Annotated in this window: 1 protein-coding gene; it reads left to right on the top strand. The window is 31.5% G+C overall.

Annotated features, from left to right (window positions below):
- The first annotated feature begins 34 nt into the window (after positions 1–34).
- Positions 35–1,144, top strand: coding sequence for an ankyrin repeat domain-containing protein (locus ACR0QS_RS13260; RefSeq protein ID WP_432633926.1), 1,110 nt, complete (start codon positions 35–37; stop codon positions 1,142–1,144).
- Positions 1,145–1,310 lie beyond the last annotated feature (166 nt).

Here is a 1,310-nt window from a genome sequence, read left to right as displayed (position 1 = left end):
TTAACTTTAATCAAATTTATTCAAGGAGAAAAAAATGAAACTTTTAAGACGATTTGAGAAAATATTTGTTATATCTTTATCCGTTATTATTGCGGTTTCATGTTCGGGGAAAAGCGGAGAGTTGGCTTCGGCATTGAACAAACATAAAAACGACAGAGGCATAGAAAATATACGGGAGCTTATTAAAGAGAAAGATTATGAAGAGGCTTTTTATCAGTCGGCGTCTTCAGGTTATTCCGATATAGTCGCGGGGCTTGTAAAATTTGGAGCGGATATAAACGCAAAAAGTATTGACGGCGCTACTCCTCTTATAACTTTATGCAGAGAAGGAGATATTGAAGCGGCGGGAATATTGATAGAAAACGGAGCGGATATGTCTATAACGGACGATAGAGGAAAAAAGGCTTTGGATTATCTAAAAAATAAAAAGGATATTTTGGAGATTGTGGCAAATATTTCTATGAAAGAAAATTATATTGTCTCAGAGAAGTTTAGAAATTTCACGGCAGAATCGGACGATATAGATTCTTTATTAAATGAAATAAATAATAAAGTAATCTCCGAAATGAATAAACTTCTTAAAAAAGAATATTCGGGTAAACCTTCGGCAAAATTAAAATATGAATTCAATACGATAATTGAAAACGCGAATGCGAGGAATTTTGATTTTGGCGAGAGAGAAGATTTAACAAGCTGTTTGAAGAAAGTCGGAAACGATTATTATTATATAATGAGCGTTGGAGCGCCGATTAGCTCAATCGGGCAGAGAGAATATTTGGATTCTTACACGAGTTTATGGCTAATAAAAGGAGTTTTAAGTATAGTGCAATTTGGAAAGAGGAGCGCAAGTTTTGTAGGCGGTTTTAACGGAATGCCTTTAACTGAAGATATAAATATAGTTTCAAAAGGCGATTATTTTACGCTTGAAGATTATTCGCATTTCGGAGATTCAAAATATGATTTTAAATATTATACTTTCAAAAAAGAAAACGGAGAATTTTATTTGGATAGAATTTCTTTAATCGACAATCGAAAACGAGAAACCGCTTTATATAGATATAACAGCAGAGACAGAGTGCGAGTGTCGATGGATGAAGTTTCCTATTCTTTAATAGGCGCTTTTTTGGGAATGAATTATTATTAATAATAAAAATAAATAAAACATAAAAAAATAAATTAAAAATCAAGGAGAAAAAATAAAATGAAAAATTTAATTATGTTTTTTGTATTAGTTATGGTTATGGTATTTTCAAATTATGAAGTATCATATTCGCAAGAAGTTGAAACGGGAAATTTCTACTTTTTAGTGG

This window comes from Brachyspira sp. (assembly GCF_050873525.1).
Lineage (GTDB): Bacteria > Spirochaetota > Brachyspiria > Brachyspirales > Brachyspiraceae > Brachyspira.
The sequence above is the reverse complement of the archived record's forward strand: the minus strand, read 5'-3'. Positions and strand labels throughout refer to the sequence as shown.

Coding starts and splice junctions, on each gene's coding strand:
- ACR0QS_RS13260 (WP_432633926.1), top strand. CDS start 35: ATGAAACTTTTAAGACGATTTGAGAAAATATTTGTTATATCTTTATCC.